15 protein-coding genes and 3 pseudogenes are annotated in these 17940 nt (G+C 40.2%); 4 read left to right on the forward strand and 14 right to left on the reverse strand.

Annotation, left to right across the window (positions count from 1 at the left end; translation table 11 throughout):
• Positions 1-36 precede the first annotated feature (36 nt).
• Positions 37-1197, reverse strand: coding sequence for an MFS transporter (locus AB1K80_RS05475; protein WP_412855612.1), 1161 nt, complete (start codon positions 1195-1197; stop codon positions 37-39).
• A 145-nt stretch (positions 1198-1342) separates the two neighbouring features.
• Here AB1K80_RS05475 and AB1K80_RS05480 point away from each other — a divergent pair, with 145 nt between their 5' ends.
• A complete protein-coding gene (locus tag AB1K80_RS05480) occupies positions 1343-2260 on the forward strand; it encodes a LysR family transcriptional regulator (RefSeq protein WP_412855656.1) in 918 nt (305 codons plus the stop codon).
• Positions 2261-2303: 43 nt separating this feature from the next.
• On the opposite strand, the gene AB1K80_RS05485 is transcribed toward AB1K80_RS05480, so the two are convergent.
• From AB1K80_RS05485 to AB1K80_RS05545, 13 genes and pseudogenes are all read right to left on the reverse strand, one after another.
• The gene (locus AB1K80_RS05485; protein ID WP_412855614.1) at positions 2304-3764 is read right to left on the reverse strand and encodes a CoA-acylating methylmalonate-semialdehyde dehydrogenase; all 1461 of its coding nucleotides are present in this window, start codon (positions 3762-3764) and stop codon (positions 2304-2306) included.
• 225 nt (positions 3765-3989) lie between these two features.
• Positions 3990-5324, reverse strand: a complete 1335-nt coding sequence (locus AB1K80_RS05490) for an alpha-glucosidase/alpha-galactosidase (RefSeq protein ID WP_412855615.1) — start codon at positions 5322-5324, stop codon at positions 3990-3992.
• A gap of 32 nt (positions 5325-5356) precedes the next feature.
• Positions 5357-6187, reverse strand: a complete 831-nt coding sequence (locus tag AB1K80_RS05495) for a carbohydrate ABC transporter permease (RefSeq protein ID WP_412855616.1) — start codon at positions 6185-6187, stop codon at positions 5357-5359.
• A complete protein-coding gene (locus AB1K80_RS05500) occupies positions 6187-7059 on the reverse strand; it encodes a carbohydrate ABC transporter permease (protein ID WP_412855657.1) in 873 nt (290 codons plus the stop codon). The genes AB1K80_RS05495 and AB1K80_RS05500 overlap by 1 nt, the downstream gene beginning before the upstream one ends.
• Positions 7060-7149: 90 nt before the next feature.
• Positions 7150-8406 carry an ABC transporter substrate-binding protein gene (locus AB1K80_RS05505; RefSeq protein WP_412855617.1) on the reverse strand — a complete coding sequence of 419 codons (1257 nt, stop codon included), beginning with the start codon at positions 8404-8406 and terminating at the stop codon, positions 7150-7152.
• Between the two features lie 90 nt (positions 8407-8496).
• A complete protein-coding gene (locus AB1K80_RS05510; protein ID WP_412855618.1) occupies positions 8497-8619 on the reverse strand; it encodes a hypothetical protein in 123 nt (40 codons plus the stop codon).
• Between the two features lie 8 nt (positions 8620-8627).
• Positions 8628-9668, reverse strand: a complete 1041-nt coding sequence (locus tag AB1K80_RS05515) for a LacI family DNA-binding transcriptional regulator (protein WP_412855619.1) — start codon at positions 9666-9668, stop codon at positions 8628-8630.
• A gap of 398 nt (positions 9669-10066) precedes the next feature.
• Positions 10067-10642, reverse strand: a complete 576-nt coding sequence (locus AB1K80_RS05520) for an SMI1/KNR4 family protein (RefSeq protein WP_412855620.1) — start codon at positions 10640-10642, stop codon at positions 10067-10069.
• A 169-nt stretch (positions 10643-10811) separates the two neighbouring features.
• A pseudogene (locus AB1K80_RS05525) lies at positions 10812-10925 on the reverse strand (TIGR01741 family protein); the annotation flags it as partial.
• Between the two features lie 8 nt (positions 10926-10933).
• Positions 10934-11407: pseudogene (locus AB1K80_RS05530) on the reverse strand (DNA/RNA non-specific endonuclease); the annotation flags it as partial.
• Between the two features lie 199 nt (positions 11408-11606).
• Positions 11607-12116: a hypothetical protein gene (locus tag AB1K80_RS05535; RefSeq protein WP_412855621.1), complete on the reverse strand. Its 510-nt coding sequence runs from the start codon at positions 12114-12116 to the stop codon at positions 11607-11609.
• Positions 12117-12130: 14 nt separating this feature from the next.
• Positions 12131-13966, reverse strand: coding sequence for a ribonuclease YeeF family protein (locus tag AB1K80_RS05540; protein ID WP_412855622.1), 1836 nt, complete (start codon positions 13964-13966; stop codon positions 12131-12133).
• Between the two features lie 264 nt (positions 13967-14230).
• Positions 14231-14452, reverse strand: a pseudogene (locus AB1K80_RS05545) (T7SS effector LXG polymorphic toxin); the annotation flags it as partial.
• A 300-nt stretch (positions 14453-14752) separates the two neighbouring features.
• Here AB1K80_RS05545 and AB1K80_RS05550 point away from each other — a divergent pair.
• The 3 genes from AB1K80_RS05550 to AB1K80_RS05560 all read left to right on the forward strand — a co-directional run bounded on the left by AB1K80_RS05550 (position 14753) and on the right by AB1K80_RS05560 (position 17937).
• Positions 14753-15892: a collagen-like protein gene (locus AB1K80_RS05550; RefSeq protein ID WP_412855659.1), complete on the forward strand. Its 1140-nt coding sequence runs from the start codon at positions 14753-14755 to the stop codon at positions 15890-15892.
• A gap of 32 nt (positions 15893-15924) precedes the next feature.
• On the forward strand, positions 15925-16269 hold the full coding sequence (locus AB1K80_RS05555) for a hypothetical protein (RefSeq protein WP_412855623.1): 345 nt from the start codon (positions 15925-15927) through the stop codon (positions 16267-16269).
• 261 nt (positions 16270-16530) lie between these two features.
• Positions 16531-17937 (forward strand): phospholipase D-like domain-containing protein, encoded by a 1407-nt coding sequence (locus tag AB1K80_RS05560; protein ID WP_412855624.1) that lies wholly within the window; start codon positions 16531-16533, stop codon positions 17935-17937.
• Positions 17938-17940 lie beyond the last annotated feature (3 nt).

Consider the following 17940-nt stretch of genomic DNA (forward strand, 5'->3'; position numbering starts at 1 on the left):
TTTTCATCAAATTTGGCAAGGACGTTTGATACATTCTTAAAGTTGGTCAGTTTTCGTTCTGTGATGTCGCATTGAAATGACCAATAAACTAAGTCCTGCTGAGATGATCCCCACAAAGACGACATACTGGATGCCCATGTTAGAAATAAAGTAACCGCCAAGTATTGTGCCAATCACAGTCCCAATATTGGTCGATGACAAGAATATTCCGTTTGCAAAGTCAGGAGCCTCTGGTGCTGCGGATGTCACAACATATTGATTCACAAGTGCGCCTATTCCCGCTAATATCCCCCATAGTAATATAATCAAAATCATTAGGAACGTTTGCTGCGCGGCCAAAAATAAAAAAACATATACCGTACTTAACATGATGGGTGTCATGATTATGATGCGTTTAGCATGAAGTGTCAATAACTTTCCGGCTGCCACATTTCCAATGATGTTGGCTACACCATAGATGAACAACAGCAAGCTTGATAGATTTGCAGAAACTTGACTCACCGATTGTAAGTACTCAGCTAAGTAGCTATATACCCCAAATATGGCTGCATTTAATAAGATGACAAAGATGATTGAAAACCACGGTTTTGATTTTGTTAAGATGTTCAGTTGCTCACCATGGGTTCGCCTTACTTGAACAGGCATTGACGGAATCCATATGAGAGTGGCAATGAGAACGAGCAGGTTGGTCACTGCAAAAAAAGCCATAGCCATTTGTAAATTTGACACGCTAGCGATCAAACTGACAACCGGTACACCTACTACCATACCGGCAGACACACCAACAAACACTTTCGATACGGCTTTAGGAGCCTCTTCTTTGCTGACAGATTCAGCTGCAATCGAAAATGCCAATGCACAATAGACTGGATGGAAAAGTGCTGGAATGATTCGTGCAAGCATTAATACGGTAAAATGAGTTGTAAATATTGAGATGATATTCCCTACAACAAATATACTAAGGACGAGCAGCATGACTTTTTTTCGATTATATCTAGATAGAAGGAGCGGCATGGTTAGACCTGATACAGCCACACCAATGGCAAATACGCTAACTAACCAACCTGCTGTTGAAACGTGTACATCATAAAAAGCTGCAATGTCAGGTAATATACCGATAAACCCCATCTCAGTATTCAAAATACCGAAAACACCTATTGTTAAAATCAAGATCAATAATTGCGGCTGATTCCTCATCTACATTCTCCTCACTTCTAAATTGATTTATGATTGAAGCTTGAGTATAGTTTAAGGGGAAGTTTATGATATAACCAATACTTAAATCTCATAAGGCGAAATGCCTTTTAGGCATAATGCGCTTTTTGTCGAGGGGGTCGTGAGGATAGAAATTAGGGTTTTACGTTATTTTCTTGCTGTTGCTAGAGAAGGAAGCATCACAGGTGCAGCCCATTATCTGCATGTTACACAGCCTACTTTATCTAGACAGTTAAAGGAATTAGAAGATAAATTGGGGAAAAAACTATTTGTCCGCAAGAGTCATCATATGGCACTTACTGAGGAAGGCATGATTTTACGAAAAAGAGCTGAAGAAATCATTGAGATGGTCACGAAAGTGGAAAAAGAATTTCAATCAATGGAAGGCACTATTAGTGGGGATGTGTATATTGGCGGCGGAGAAACAGAAGCGATGAGGCTCATTGCAAAAGTCGTAAGAGACTTTCAGCTAAAGTATCCAAAGGTCAAATGTCATTTTCAAAGCGGCAACTTTGATGATGTCACCGAGATGTTAGATCAAGGGTTGCTTGATTTCTGTCTACTCATTGAACCAGCCGATTTGTCTAAGTATCATTCCATTCGTCTGCCTGCCGATGATGTTTGGGGAGTTGTTATGAGAAAAGACAGCCCTTTGGCGATGAAAGAATCCATCAGAAGGCAGGATCTAGTCGATCTTCCTCTTCTTCTTTCTAGACAAGCGATGAAATCCGGTTTATCTAGGAATGAGTTCTCGGAATGGTTTGGAGAGGATTACGAGAAGTTACATGTGGTGTGTACGTATAACCTATTATACAATGCTGGCATCATGGTCAAAGAAGGGGTCGGTTATGCGATATCCATTGATAAAGTGGCCGATACGTCAGAGGAGAGCCACTTGTGCTTTAGGCCACTAGAACCGAAACTAGCATCAGGTGTCCGTTTCGTTTGGAAAAAGCATCAAGTCTTTTCTCAGGCGGCTCATCTGTTTTTTTCAGAAATGGAAAAACAATTTTCAAAGCACAATGGTCAAGGAAGAGACAAATAGATGCAGTCACCTACTCTGGCGCTGCATCTTTTTCTTCTTTTATTTACATATAACGGGCGGTGACCATTTTCTTTCTTGTGTAAAACTCGACCCCATCTGTTCCATTGGCGTGTAAGTCCCCGTAGAATGAATCTTTCCATCCGGAAAACGGAAAGAATGCCATTGGTGCGGGAACACCGATGTTAATGCCTAGCATGCCCGCCTCTATGTTTTCGCGGAATTCTCTTATGCGTGATGCGCTGTCTGTGTAAAGACATGCCCCGTTTGCAAACTTTGATTGATTGGACAGGTCAATCGCTTCGCTAAGTGATGAGACTCGTACAATAGATAAAACAGGGGCGAAGATTTCATCTTGCCAAATTTTCATTTGACTCGTGACGTGATCAAAAATCGTTGGTCCAACAAAATAACCTTCTCCATTCGTTTCTTTGTCTTTTCGTCCGTCACGAATGAGACTGGCTCCTTCTTCAATACCTGATTGTATGTATTGAAGCGTCCGCTCTTTATGCTGCTTTCGGATGACAGGCCCAAGAAAAACGTCCTCATTGATTCCATTTCCGATCACCAGTTGATTGGCTTCGTCGACTAATTGGTGAATGAGTTTGTCCGCCACCTCTTCCTCGACTGCAACAACAGCGGCAGCCATGCATCGTTCTCCAGCTGATCCAAAGGCAGCACCAATGATTTGTTTTGTTGCCATTTCTAAATCGGCGTCTTTCAACACAATCGAGTGGTTTTTTGCGCCAGCTAGCGCTTGTACACGTTTCCTGTGTTCTGTTCCTTTTTGATATACATACTCTGCGACTGGCTGAGAACCGACAAATGAGATCGCTTTTACTTTTGGATGCACAAGAAGACCATTTACGACATCATGTGCACCGTTTACAATGTTTAAGACTCCTTTAGGTAGCCCTGCTTCTTCAAACAGTTCTGCTAACCGTGCAGCGAGAAGAGGCGTGCGTTCGGATGGTTTTAAAATGAACGTATTTCCACATGCAATCGCAAGTGGGAACATCCAGCAAGGGACCATCATTGGAAAGTTAAATGGCGTAATACCACCAATGACACCAATTGGATAGCGATACATTCCGGATTCGAGACCAGTTGCGATATCTGGCAATTGTTTTCCCATCATGAGCGTCGGAGCACCAGCGGCAAATTCTACACATTCAATTCCGCGCTGCACTTCTCCTCTGGCTTCTGACATACTTTTTCCGTTTTCAATCGTGACGAGTTCTGCTAGCTCTTCCCACTTCTCTACGAGTAGCTGTTGATATTTAAAAAGGATTCGTGCACGTCTAGGGACAGCTGTTTTCGACCAAATGGTAAACGCTTTTTGTGCGGCTTGTACCGCACGTTCCACATCTGTTTTTGTTGAGAGAGGGACTTGTGCGATCACTTCTCCAGTCGCCGGATTATAGACAGCTTCGGTTTGATTCGTTTCCGCATCCATCCACTTCCCGCCGATATAATTTTTCAACGTTTGGATATCTGTTTTGGTCATGTCTTTGTCTCCTTTTTATCATGATTGGGTCATCTCACACTTTAGAAGCTCTTGTTTATCACCCATTGTCTCATCAAACGATTGCCCATCTGTATACACGCTTTGTCAAATAAAACCGTTGTATTGGTTTACTTTGTGATCAATGATGCATCATAAACCGCTCCGGTGCATACAAAAACCTGATGCCGCACAGCATCAGGTGGAAGGATCATCTCATCTTTTCATTTAGGACGGAGATGAAGTGACAGATTGATTCGGTTCTGAAAAATGTGGCAGCATGTCTCCATGGGCTTCGATTAAGTCATCACATAGTTTAATCGTGTCATCAATGGATAGTTCAGCACTTGTATGTGGGTCTAACAAAGCCGCTTGATAAATATGTTCTTTTTTCCCGCTGATGGCTGCTTCAATTGTCATCAGCTGTGAGCTGATGTTGGTACGGTTAAGGCCCGCCAATTGCTCTGGTATCTCTCCGATAAAACACGGCATGATGCCGCTACGATCTGCAATACATGGTACTTCCACACATGCTTTTTCAGGCAGGTTTTGAATCAGTCTCCCTGTATTGAGTACATTGCCACCAAATTTAAATGGCACATTCGTTTCAATGGCTTCAATAATGCGTGAGCCGTATTCTTTCGAGCGCGTATGCGTGATGTGTGTATTTCCCACAAGATCATCCTTCATTGTATTCCAATTGTTGATTTGCTCTTCGCAACGGCGCGGGTATTCATCAAGCGGAATGTTAAACCGCTCGATAAGCTCTGGATAACGTGATTTAATAAAATATGGATGGTACTCGGCATTGTGCTCTGATGATTCTGTCACGTAGTAGCCGAATTTATCCATTAATTCAAAACGAACCATATCATCGTGTTTCATGTTTTGTTTTTCTTTTGCTCGTTTTTTGATGTCTGGATATAAGTCTTTCCCATCTCGTTTGACCTCTAATAACCATGCCATATGGTTGATGCCGGCGATTTTTTCTTCAATCCCCTCATGTTCCATTTGGAGAGATTCAAACAGATCTTTTGTACATACTTGAACACTATGGCAAAGGCCAACGGTTTGAATCGGTGTATAACGCAGCATGGCCCCTGTCAGTGTCGCCATCGGGTTCGTGTAGTTTAAAAATAAGGCATTAGGACAAACCTCTTCCATATCCTTCGCGAAATCGAGCATGACGGGAATGGTTCTAAGTGAACGAAAGATCCCACCGATCCCAACTGTATCCGCAATGGTTTGTCTTAGTCCGTACTTTTTAGGGATGTCAAAGTCGATGACAGTACTTGGCTTATAGCCTCCGACCTGAATGGCATTGATGACATATTTCGCGTCCCTTAAGGCATCTTTACGATCGTCATATGCACGAATGGCCACATTTGCATTGTAGTTTTCTTTTAAGTGTTTGAGCATGGTCTCTGATTCTTTTAGCCGGTTTTGGTCAATATCATATAAGGCGAATTCAAAGCCAGATAACGCAGGCACAAACATACAATCTCCTAATATATTTTTGGCAAATACGGTACTCCCAGCACCGATAAAGGTAATTTTAGACATAGACGACTCTCCTTTTTTATATCAAGTTTGGATTATCCTTTCACAGAACCTTGCGAAAGCCCTGCGATAAAGTATTTTTGCAGGAGTAAAAACATCGTGACCATTGGTAGCATTGCAATGAGTGCGGCTGCACCAACGAGCTGGAGCTGATGTTGATTTTGACCGAAGAAATTGGATAATGCGACTGTAAGTGTATGCATCTCTTTATCTTGTAAAAAGAAAATCGCAAATTGATAGTCGTTCCAAATGTAAACACATGCAATAATCAAAACAGAAGCTGTAATGGGCTTTAATAGCGGGAAGACGACAGTGAAAAAGACTCTTAGTGTTCCTGCTCCATCGATACGTGCTGCTTCTTCCAGCTCTTTTGGAATGGTAGACCTGATAAAACCAGCGTATAAAAAGATGGTGAGCGGCAAGAAAGCAGCCACATTGTTGAGTATTGCGATTTGATACGTGTTCATCATCCCGATTTGTACGACCATCTTGTATAACGGAACAAGTGCCGTCAGAGGTGGAATGACCATAATGGCAATAAACAACAGGTAAACGGCTTTATTGAGCTTCGTTGCCCTTCTGGCGAGTGGATAGGCTGCAAGTGATCCTAGAAAAATGAGCAACACTGCAGAGCTGAATGTTATGATCAATGTATTCAAAAACGATTGTCCCAATTGGGCCTCTGACCATGCGATGAGAAAATTTTCAACATGAAGATTTGTTGGAAAGAGCCATTTTGAACTAAAATCACCCATGCCCTTTAGTGAAGTCGTCACTAAAATGTAAAATGGGATCAAATGAAGCAATGTAATCAAAAGAGCGAGTAAGGATAACCATCTTTTCTTTCGTTTATATGCGCTATCCATCACACCTCGGTCTCCTTTCGTTTGAAATAAATCAGTGCAGCGATACTGATCACAAGGATGATGAGGGCCATGAAGACACCTTGAGTTGCTGCATAGCCGGCATCTTGCCGCTTAAAGTACAAATCATACATAAAAGTGGACATCGATTGTGAGGCATCACCAGGTCCGCCTCCTGTGAGGGCGACAATGACATCAAATAGCTTCAACCCGCCAATGACATTGAGCACAACATTAATGGTGATCGATGGCATTAAAAGCGGCAGCGTAATCCGCCTGAATTGCTGGAGACTAGACGCACCGTCTAATTGTGCCGCCTCATAATAATCTTTTGGAATGCTTTGGAGCCCTGCTAAATAAATGATCATCGCAATACCGACGAATTGATACGTGTTCACCATTACAATGATCCATGTGTTCAATTGTGGATTGCCAAGTGCATTCATTTGTTCAAAGCCGAAAAGCGCCACGACGTCGTTTAATGCACCGCCTTGGTATGCAAAAATGAAATACCATATGTAGCCCATCGCAATCGGGCTAATCATGACCGGCAAGTAAATAATCGTCCTTGTGACCGCTCTCATTTTCAAACTGTGATTTAACAGGAGCGCATACCCAAGTCCAATGATATTTTGTAAGATGGTACTTCCGATCCCATAAAGCAGCGTGTTTTTTACGACAAGCCACGTTGTTGGATCTTGTAGCAACCGTTCATATTGTGCAAGTCCGATCCACTCATAGTTTTGTGAGAAACCGTTCCAATTTGTAAAAGAAAGCTGAATCCCGTTGAAAAAAGGGTAAATGATAAAGGTACTAACAACGAGAACAGCAGGTAAGTACATCCACCAAAGTGATGATTTGTGACTTCGTTTCATCTTTTGTTTTGGAAAAGAGGTGAATGTTGCCGTTTGTTTTGTTTTCGAGAGATCACTCATTGGCTTCACTCCTGTTTCAGCTTGAGTTGGTTATTGTTTGTTTAACCGCTGATATTCCTCTTCCATTTTCTTCGATAATTGTTCTGGTGTGATCGAGCCCGCTAATAATTCTTGACCAGTCGTTGCCATGACAGCCCACATGCCGCTTGGTAAATACTTTCGATCAAAGTAAGGTTCAATCTTGATGTCCTCATACTGTTCATAAAAGGAAGAGTAATAGTTTTTCGCTTCCACATGTTTGAGGGCTGTTTCAGAAGACGTCCCTTCTGCGATTTTCTTCGCATTTTCAGGTTTTGCTAGAAAATCAATGAATTGTTTGGCTTCTTTTAAATGCTTGGAGTCTTTCCATGCAGCGACAGTAAACCTTTCTCCACCGATCCAGTTTTGCTGATCCCCTTCATGAATTGATGGAACAGGCATCGTCCCCACTTTGATTGCATCGTTCAATTCTGTTGCCTCAGGCCCTAGAGAACCGCCTACGAAGGAGAAAGCGATTTTGTTTTGAGCCATTAATTCAGGTGCTTGGGTGAGTTTAGCTGTGAGTACATCTTTGTTTAAAAGCTCTTCATCTTTTAATTCCTTCATAAACTGCGGAAGCGGCTTATACTTAGACCAGTCAAACGTTCCATCTTCTAGCGATTTTCCGTATTGATGATTTTGATCAGTTATTAATAATGGTGTGGCTAATTCATCAAAGACTTGGGCAATGTTTGAGTTATCTCCTCCTGGGATCCAGAGCGGCACGACCTCTCCATTGCTCTTTTCTTTCACAGTTGTCAAAGCCTTCTTTAATTCATCCAGTGTTTTAGGCACTTGAATGTCATATTTTTTTAATAGATTCGCATTAAAACTTAAGCCATCTTTGGCTTGGTTAAGAGGATAGGCGTATACTTTGCCATTTTGATCTTTTAAAATTTGATCTAGTGAAGGATCTAGATGTTGTACCCAGTCCATGTCTTTTAAATCAGCGACATATTCGCTATATCGCAATTTGGCCCAGCCGTGTGTATCAAAGAGGTCAGGCATATCATTAGCGCCCATTTTGACGCGTATCATGTCCTCGTAGTTGTTACCAGGGAAGTTTGCATCAATTCGAATGTTTTCGTGCTCCTTTTCAAAATCACGAATCACTTCCTCAAACGCTTTTCTTTCCCCGTTATTACTCATGGTCGAAAAAAGGGTCAGTGTGACCTTTCCGTTTGCTTCGGACGCCCCACTATTACCGCATGCAGATAATACGACCGCCAAGACAATCACTACACTCAGCAAGATGCTTTTTTTATTCATGGTCTCCTCCTTATAATTACAGAAAATTCAGACTATATTTAGTAGAATTCAAACCGTTGTGCAAACAAAAGAAGTCCATTATACTGGAATTCAATTCTTTTCAAAGAGAGATAAAAGCAAAAATCGGTAGACCCCCTTGCGTACACGTGATTTGGCCATCATGTGATGGAGTTCTCCAGTTGCTTCTTTGTCTCTTTTTTTGTTTGCCTTCATTGATTGACTCACCCCCTTTCATGTTTGGCACATGTACTTCCTCTTTCAATAAGTTTTGTTGGCACGACTACTTTTAACGGCAATGTTCTCCCGCGGATTCGCTCCAGCAAAAGCTTCAGACCAACTTCCCCCATTTGTTCTGTATACACTTTAACGGTCGTGAGGGACGGATTTGAAAATGAGGCTGCTTCAATGTCATTAAAACCAACGATCGATACGTCTGTAGGGACATGAAGACCTGCTTCATGTAAAGCGCGCATCGCCCCGATCGCCATGGAATCACTTCCGATAAAGAACGCATCTGGAAGATTGCCCTTTTGGATGGCTTGCTGCATGAGGTCATAGCCTTCTTGCATGGAATATTCTCCGATATGTACATCATTCATATTGAGACTTCCCGCCTCTTGCATTCTTTTCATGAACGTGCTTTGTCTCTGATCTTCTATGACAGCATCTCCTTCGAAATAGTGCTCTCGCTCTTTCCCGCCAATATAACCTAAATGAGAATATCCGAGGGATCGAAGGTGATCGATGGCTCGATCGGCAGCTCTTTCAAAGTCTACATGCACACAATCATACAAATCTTCATCTGCATAATGATTAATAAAGACAATATGCTCCATGCGGTTCGTCATTTTTTCAACAGTGTCTGGACTAATTCGGCCAATGATGATTAACCCGTCCATATCCTTCAGCATCTCGCCGTGGTCCATGCTTCTTAGCCGAAATGTATGCAGGGCCGATAAACCTTGATTGGCATATTCTTTTTCAATTCCTTTTCGAATGGATGAAAAAAATGGATCGTTTAATTCTTCGTCGATGGATTGTGCGACAACAACACCAATGATTGGGGATTCAGAGGAACCTTTTCCTTCTGATTTATCTGCTTTTCTTGCTCTGACTGGGGTATAGTTTAATTTCTTGGCAATGTCGAGGATGTTTTGTCTTGTTGCGGTTGAAACAGCTAACGTGTGATCGTCATTTAAGACACGAGATACAGTAGAAACGGATACTTTTGCATCATGTGCAATATCTTTGAGTGTGGTCATAGGCAAACTCCTCATGGCTTATTTGACTAAATGTTTACTAAAGATAATTGAAGAATAACATACAAATAAAGCGCTTTCAAGAATAATTTTCCTGTTTTTTTCATTGTTTTTTTAAATAAGTTGGAAGAAGACATTTATTTTTAGTAAACTTTGCGTAACGCTCATTGCATAGGCAATTATTGTTTCAAACTCTTCAGCTTGTTTTTCGTCTATAATTGGTTTATCTATTTTTTCTGTTACTAAGCATTTAATCACTGATTAAATAACAATAGAACGCACGTTCTTTTGAGTTTTAAGGGCTTTTGTTCGAATTAAATTCGAGCATATAAAAACCCTCCTTTAATTAGGAGGGTAATGTGTAAGTTTTATCCGAGTCTCAGTTGTGAAATTGATAGAGTTCAATCTTTATTTATATCCTTTAACATGGCCAAAAGGTCGTCACTAAGTTGGATATCAATAGCTCCTGTCTCACTATCTTCTTCGTCTTCTTCAACAACAAATAACCCTTCAATAAATTCAGTGAACGTATCAGCGATTAGGAATAGGTCTTGTTCGCCATCTCTTAGTTCATGATCCCAGAAATAAACTTTCCCTTGATTTAACTCACTAACATCTAAACAAATTTGGTCTCCACCGTCTGCATCTGCGATAGGAATAATTTTCTCTGGTAGTTGTTCTTTATATGTTTTTATGACATCTCGTATATCATATTTATTCTGCTCTAACCCGTAAAACAAACCTACTGGAACCGCTTCGCCATCTAACCACACTGGCTCTTCTTTTAATTGGGTGTATACATTGTCTTCAATCCAACATTCTCCGTACTCACTAATAAAGCACTTATAATCAGAAGAGAAATGAAAATCGCTTTCTGCTCCTAATTTCTCTATGTTCTCTAACTTTCCCTTTGTTCTAGTCGATCTAATATTAAGAGTGTATTGATCTAGTTTATTTTTAATTTGTTCAAAGCCCATTTTAATATCCACCTCTCAAGTCTGATGCAGCACCAATATGTGGTATATTTGCATGCAAGTCTGTCGGAATAAGTTGTATTTTCCATTGAAATCTCATGCCGATATAGTTTTTCATTTCCTTTGCCTATTCTAATACAAAAACCCTCCTTCAAATTGGAGGGCAATTGTGTTAGTTGTTTTCTTCTTTATTTTTCACATAATTCAGCACTGCTTCTTTATCTTCCTCATCGTCTGGTAAAAATCCGAACGTTTCGTATTCCCAAACTGCTATTCTTTGTACATTGTCAAATCCTAAAGAATAAACACCTTCGTATCCAACATCAAATGAGAATTTTCCAGACTCCGACTTTGTACTTCACAAAAAAAACTATCAGGTCTTAACGAATCATCTTTATAAACAGGTTCAATACTAACTTCTACATGTTTAGGTGGATATTTCCTCAATGCTGCCAACCATTCCTGTTTCAACTGATACCATTTTATACCACTACGGTTGATCTGGGAATTCATCGGCACAAGATTGTTTATATCCCCAGACCCTTTAACAATAGATGCGATTAAATGGCCTCCCTCATCTTTTGTCAGTCTATCAGGTTTCCCTGCATTGGATTGGGCGTATTGGTTTCTTTTAACTTCTCCATATTTTAAATCACTTGCTTCAACTTTAACAATTCGTCCATAGTGATCTGTTGTGTAGGTGTACCCTTGTTTTGTTGTATAAACGACATTTGGTTTTAATACCTTTTTGAGATTCCACCTCACATAATCTCGCCTGTTTATCGTACTTCTCACAAAATCCAAATATTAAATTAATACTCCATGAGGGTACTACTTCATGAGTTATGAAATCTCAAATAAAATCATATTCATTTATCACACTTGTTTATCAGTTAAATTAAGGTGAAAAGCCTTGAAAGGCATCTAGCCAATCAAGGTTTAGTGATTTTTTGTAATTCACAATACTTTATTTCAATGCATCTTCTAATGTCTTCTTTTCATGTTCTAACATACCACTTACGATAATGCCACAAACCATTTTATTTTTATCTAAAGCAAATCCCACAGTATCATTTTGTACAATAGACACAGTATCACTTTTTGAAAATGAAATTAACACCTTATCAATTCCTATATAAACGTTCAATTCACCCTTTTCGTCTATATATGGCTGATCATTAAATTCGTCAATCTGAAAAATAGGTACACCTTTAATCAAAGTCATATTATTCATATCCAAGTTTATACTTTCCATTTTGTGTACATTCTCACTTAAAGTTAGTGTAATAGAACGAATATTACCTGTATATTTCCCAATGCCTACTTCAATTAAAGATCTTCTGAAATCCCCAGTTCTCCAATATATTGTTGGTTCCTTTGATATATTCCAAGAACCGAATTCAATATTAATCGGTGTATAAACATCATATTCAATATTTACAGTCTGACTTCCTTTATATTCAGTTACTTTTAACATAATCATTTCTCCTTCTAAGGCCTATACACAGCGTGCTTTATTACCGGTAGTAATCCATCTCCACGGGGTTTACTAAATATTAACTCCCAATTGCCTATGTTCATGATTTCTTCATATTTAATGCCTTCCTTAACAGCATTTTTAACAGAGTTTTGAAAACTTGACAATAAAGTTTGACTATTTATCGGCATACCATGTGTAGTTACATCTCTTGTTATATACTCGACCATATGTTTTGTCCCATTTGGATGTACCCAGAATTTTTTTCCATCTGCTACTAATTCAAATGATTTTGGAATTTTTGTACCTTCATAAAGTGGTTGAGTAATTTTTATATTTTCCCATACTGTACCATCACTTAAAACATTACCCGTACCCTTAGATCCTTTATTGGATGCAGTCAAATGACCTCCATTACCTTCTGATTTTGGTGCTGGTAATCGTCTGTCTGTCTGAGAGATTCCAAAGCCAGATTGATTGTCTAGATCCTTCGCCATGGAAAGAAGCTTATTTTTCAGATTCTCCCCATCAAACACATTATAAGGTAGTTTTCCTCCACCAGCTATTTGAACCTTTGGTGAATACGGTAGTAAATCATATATTTTTACATTTTTCACAAAGTTATTGGTTTTAGATACACCATTCACAACTGCAGTTGTCGTATTGACTACACCCGTCTTCGTAGTAGCCCCCAACCCTTTAGTTCCAAATACAGATGTTACAATAGTACCTGTTGCATAACTTACCCAATGAGCTCTAGAATACGCATCACCATTCACCATGTCTCTTTCATATGAGTCTGAGATCGCTTTTTCAATCGCCTTCGCTGTTTCACGGGGATTAGAAACAGCTGTCACAAATGATTCTACAGCACCACCAGGGTCAGTGACAAGATCGTATATACCGACTACTGTATCTTTCGCCACATCATATAAACCCACTACTGTCCCTTTAACTCCATCGAAAATTCCATTTGAGGCCTCTTCCTGCGCTTTGATTTGGAGAAGCTGGCTATAGTACAATTTCTGATCGATTGAAAGATTATCGTAACCAATTTCATCTACAATCTCAAAGTACTTTTCTACTGACATACAAGAAGGATCATCAAGCTTTGCCTTTAGCTCTTTGATTCTTCTCTTTTCCGCTTCTTCTTTTTTCATTTTTAAATATGCATTGACCTTTGCATCGATTTCATCATGGTTCTTATAAACATCTGTCTCATGAAAAGCTTTTGCATCATAATACATTGGCTGAGCGTTCTTCCCTTTTCCTGTCGCTGCCATCATTTTTGTATAATATATCTTGAGGTGATGCTCAATTTCTTCTGATCTTGCGTAATCATTTTTTAAATCATTATCTATTTTATGTAAGGCTTGAATTGCGTCTTTTCTTTTTTTATTCGCATCGTCTAGATGTTCATTGACCTCTTTACTTGAAAATACATTCAGCTCAATAAGATCACTGATATCATTAAAAATAGTGGATAAGGCTTCCTTTTGTTCAGTGACCATATCTTTATTGTTCTGAATCCCTTGTTTCAATTGAGTGTCTAAAAAGTGTTCATCTATAAAAGTACTACCGCCTAACGAAGCATCAATAAGCTTCCCTTTCACTCCATCTAAAAACGCCTTTTGCATGTCAATGAAGTTAACATAGGTTTCAACATAAAGTGCAAGATCTTTATAAAAGGCTTTAATATTGTCTGCGCCTTTCCCAGTGAATTCATCCCCTAAGTTCGATACACCATTTAACGCTTTTTTCAAATCCGTCATTTGTTCCCGAAGCTGTTCATATGCTTTAGACCTTTCTTGTACAGCTGAAAACAACGAGGGAGAATCTAATATTTTCATATAAAATACTCCTTTATATGGATATTCCTTTACTAGAATACCATAAGGGATCTTATAATTTAATCCATTTTATCTATTTTTGTCCATCCAATGTGCAGAACAGACCTGTAGCAGTAATTTAAAAACTGGTACGGATACTCTTTATGATCCTGCACTTCTTGAGGAAAGTAACACTAAATTACTTTTAGTATCTGCCTGAGTATGTTGTTAAACAGGCGTCCCAAGAATTGTACTTATTAGCAAAGCAGTAGTAATTATCTTTTAACTGATAATCATGTCCACATTCCCAGCCCGCTCTTTATAAAAGTTTTTAATGTTATCTGCATATTTCCCAGTGAAGTCGTCACCGAGTTTGGCAACACTTTGTAATGCTTTTTTCAAATCTTCCATTTGTTCGCGTAGTTTTAGATAGTGTTTAGCCCTTGTATCCATGGCACTTGTTAGTGTTTTTGTATTCAAGTATCTTATCCAGAAGAAGTCACTCATTCCTTATCAAGGCCAATTTTACGAACACGATGTCTGTCGTTAAATAGGAATAAAGGCATAAAAATAGCATTTATCTTTCTAATTATCTCCACCAATTTTATTTATAGTATTTGTATTCATGACCTGTTTTCAGACAAGGATTTTGTCGGTTTTAAAAAATACATCTTCGAGGTTCACAAATGCCCTTACATATTTTTATTTCTCTAATATTATGTCATGATTACATCTTTTTTAGGAGTGAGTCATGTGAAGTATAGACGATGTTCTCAATGTGGAGAATGGTTAGATGTTTGTTGTTGTATCAAGACAGTGGGTGTTCCTGGAAGGCGTGGACCGAGAGGAATACCTGGTAGACGAGGTGCAACGGGTGCAACGGGACCTACAGGTTCAGGCGCAACCGGAGCAACGGGTCCTACAGGTCCATCGGGTGCAACCGGAGCAACGGGTCCTACAGGTTCAGGCGCAACCGGCGCGACGGGTCCTACAGGTCCATCGGGTGCAACCGGAGCAACGGGTCCTACGGGTCCATCAGGTGCAACTGGAGCAACGGGTCCTACAGGTCCATCGGGTGCAACCGGCGCAACGGGTCCTACAGGTCCTACAGGTCCATCGGGTGCAACCGGAGCAACGGGTCCTACAGGTCCATCAGGTGCAACCGGCGCGACGGGTCCTACAGGTCCATCAGGTGCAACCGGCGCGACGGGTCCATCAGGTCCATCGGGTGCAACCGGCGCGACGGGTCCTACAGGTCCATCGGGTGCAACCGGCGCAACAGGTCCTACTGGCGCAACGGGTGCAACAGGTGCAACCGGCCCTACAGGGGAAGCTTGCTGTCCATGTACGAACCTGTTAACAAACCCAGGATTTGATTTATCAGCTGCTGGAGCTCCACCTGCGTCATGGACGTCTGATACTGCTACGGTTGTGGACTTCCCAGATGCACATAGTGGTCGTTTTGTTGGAGATCCTACAACGCCAACGATACAATCTGTTAGTATTCTAGGTTTAGACCCTACCCCACCTGTTGGAACAGTTGCAACACCTGGCTTTATCAACCAAATTGTTCCTGTTTCAGAAGGTTGCTGCTTTACGCTTACGTTTGCCGGAGATGTGAGAGCTACAGGCGTTTTAGTTGCATCAGTATCCTTCCCGCCACAGTCATGCCCACCATTAATCACCAATACGGGTACTGCAGAAGGAACTGTGACAACGAATCCAATATTCACCGAAGGTATTCCGCATATTATTGCTGTATCGAATCAACCTCAAAGTGTCTTCCAAGAGTACTCTTTAACCGTTTGTGCACCACCAGGAGCGACTACTGCCTGTATCACCTTCCAAAATATTGGGGGGCCAGCCGAGGGTAGTGCCGCTTTAGTCGACAATGTTGTCTTTAAAAATACAGGTGGTCCTTGCGATACGTGTGTTCAAAACTTTTAAAATAAAGAATTGGAAAAGGCATGTGAGTGAATATGGCTAGAAACTGTGGGTGCGGAAGAAGAGTTTATCGAGAAGATGATTTTATGGTGAAAACGAGTTGCCCTGAAATCACATTAGAATTCATCAAGAAAGATCATAGGTGTTTTCAAGTGAATGGAATCGTAACTTGTAATACTGTTCCTTTAAGAGCGGTAAATGTCAATCTGTCAAGTTCGCCTGAAAGTATCGTTCAACCTGAAAGCGTTTCGACAGATCCAGTTGGTGCATTTTCATTCGAAGTCAATTTGTTAGAAAACGCAAGCAAAGAAGTTGAAGTTACAGCAACTGTGATCGCTAATAAAGCACCTGTAACAACATCAATCGTGATCAATGTTTAGTTACCATTTCTTTGAAAGAGAGGGGATTATTTTATACTGTTCCCCTCTTTTTATTTAAAGGAACCTATACTTACGTTTACAATTTGTCATATCAGTCTTTCTTTAGACCTCGTTCTTCGCTCACTTCATCATCATTGTTTGAACATTCATTGTGAATAAGTTTGAATGATGATTCTTTCTCATGATCATTCACAACATGAGTGAAAATTTCATTTTGACACAAGATAAGAAAAAAGTTGATTGTGATAAGGAGCTGACAAAATGCTTCAACTCTTATTTTTTCTTATCTTTCTGTATGTGGTTTATGTCTTGATTACCGCATTTGTTCTGTTTTACTTACCTGTTCAAAAAAAATGCGAAGATCATTGCATTTATCAAGCGACTTCATCTTCTGGAGACGAAGAAGGTGCAAATCAGGTGATGCTTCTCGACGACGGGTTTGAATCAGGTCAGATTCGTATACAAATGATTCGTGAGGCAAAAAAGATGATTCGCCTTAGCTATTATTCGATTCAAAAAGGAAGAACTGCTGAATGGGTCCTTGGCGCTTTAATGGAAGCAGCTGAGCGAGGGGTGCAGGTTCAAATTTTGTTAGATGGGATCTGTCACAGCCTCCGTGGACCATTAAAGCATTTTCGGGATGCAGTCGCCCAACAACCGAATATGTCTATTCGCTTTTATGAGCCCTTTCAGTTGTTTAAGCCATGGACGTGGCATAATCGTTTGCATGATAAGCTGATTCTGGTAGATGGAGAAGTTGCTGTCATGGGCGGTAGAAACATCGGTGATAAATATTTTGCAGATCAACCTCCGAAAGATTTTGCTTATGACCGCGATGTTCTCATTTACAATGCAAAAAAGGGAAAAGTCTTAAATGAAATGGTGCGATATTTTGATGATCTTTGGCAACATGACTTTACGACGAGAGAAAAAGCAGCTCGTTCAAAACGAAAAATAGACAAAGGAGAAAAGTTAAAGAAACAATTACTTAGATCTTTTCATGAGGCGGTGCGTACAAAGGAGCCGTTTGTCATGGCATCTTTTGATTGGGTAAAGGATGCCACTTTTGTGGAACAAGTCTCTTTTTTCTCTAATCCTGTCGAACGTTTGAATAAGCGTCCGCTGGTGCTGAAAAAGTTAAATGAGTTGGCGCATCAAGCAAAGCGATCCGTCTTCATTCAGACACCCTATGTGATACCAACACGTCCAATGAAGGATGGACTCACTCCTTTATCTCAAGAGATCAAAACGACGATTCTCACCAATTCCCTCAAATCGACGCCGAATCCTTTAGCGTTTGCTGGGTATTTGAGCACGAGAAAAGAACTCATCAAAACGGGTGTTCATTTATATGAATATGAAGGTCCATATTCCATTCATGGGAAGTCAATGGTCATTGATGATCAGATCAGTGTAATCGGAACGTATAATTTGGATGCGAGATCAAGTTTTTTAAATACAGAATCCATTTTAATGATTAAAAACGTATCATTCGCCTTATCACTCACTGCGGCCATTGAACGAAAAATAGCCTCGAGTCAACTCGTGGCTAAGGATCGCACGGAATGTAAACCAAGTGCTGGTGGGCAGAAAAAAAAGCCTCTAGTGAAAAGGCTCCTTTTGGTCAGTTTATCTACGATCACAGTCTTTTGGCGACGATTAATTTGAACA

It is taken from the genome of Bacillus sp. 179-C3.3 HS (assembly GCF_047229225.1).
In the GTDB taxonomy this organism is placed as follows: Bacteria; Bacillota; Bacilli; order Bacillales; family Bacillaceae; genus Bacillus.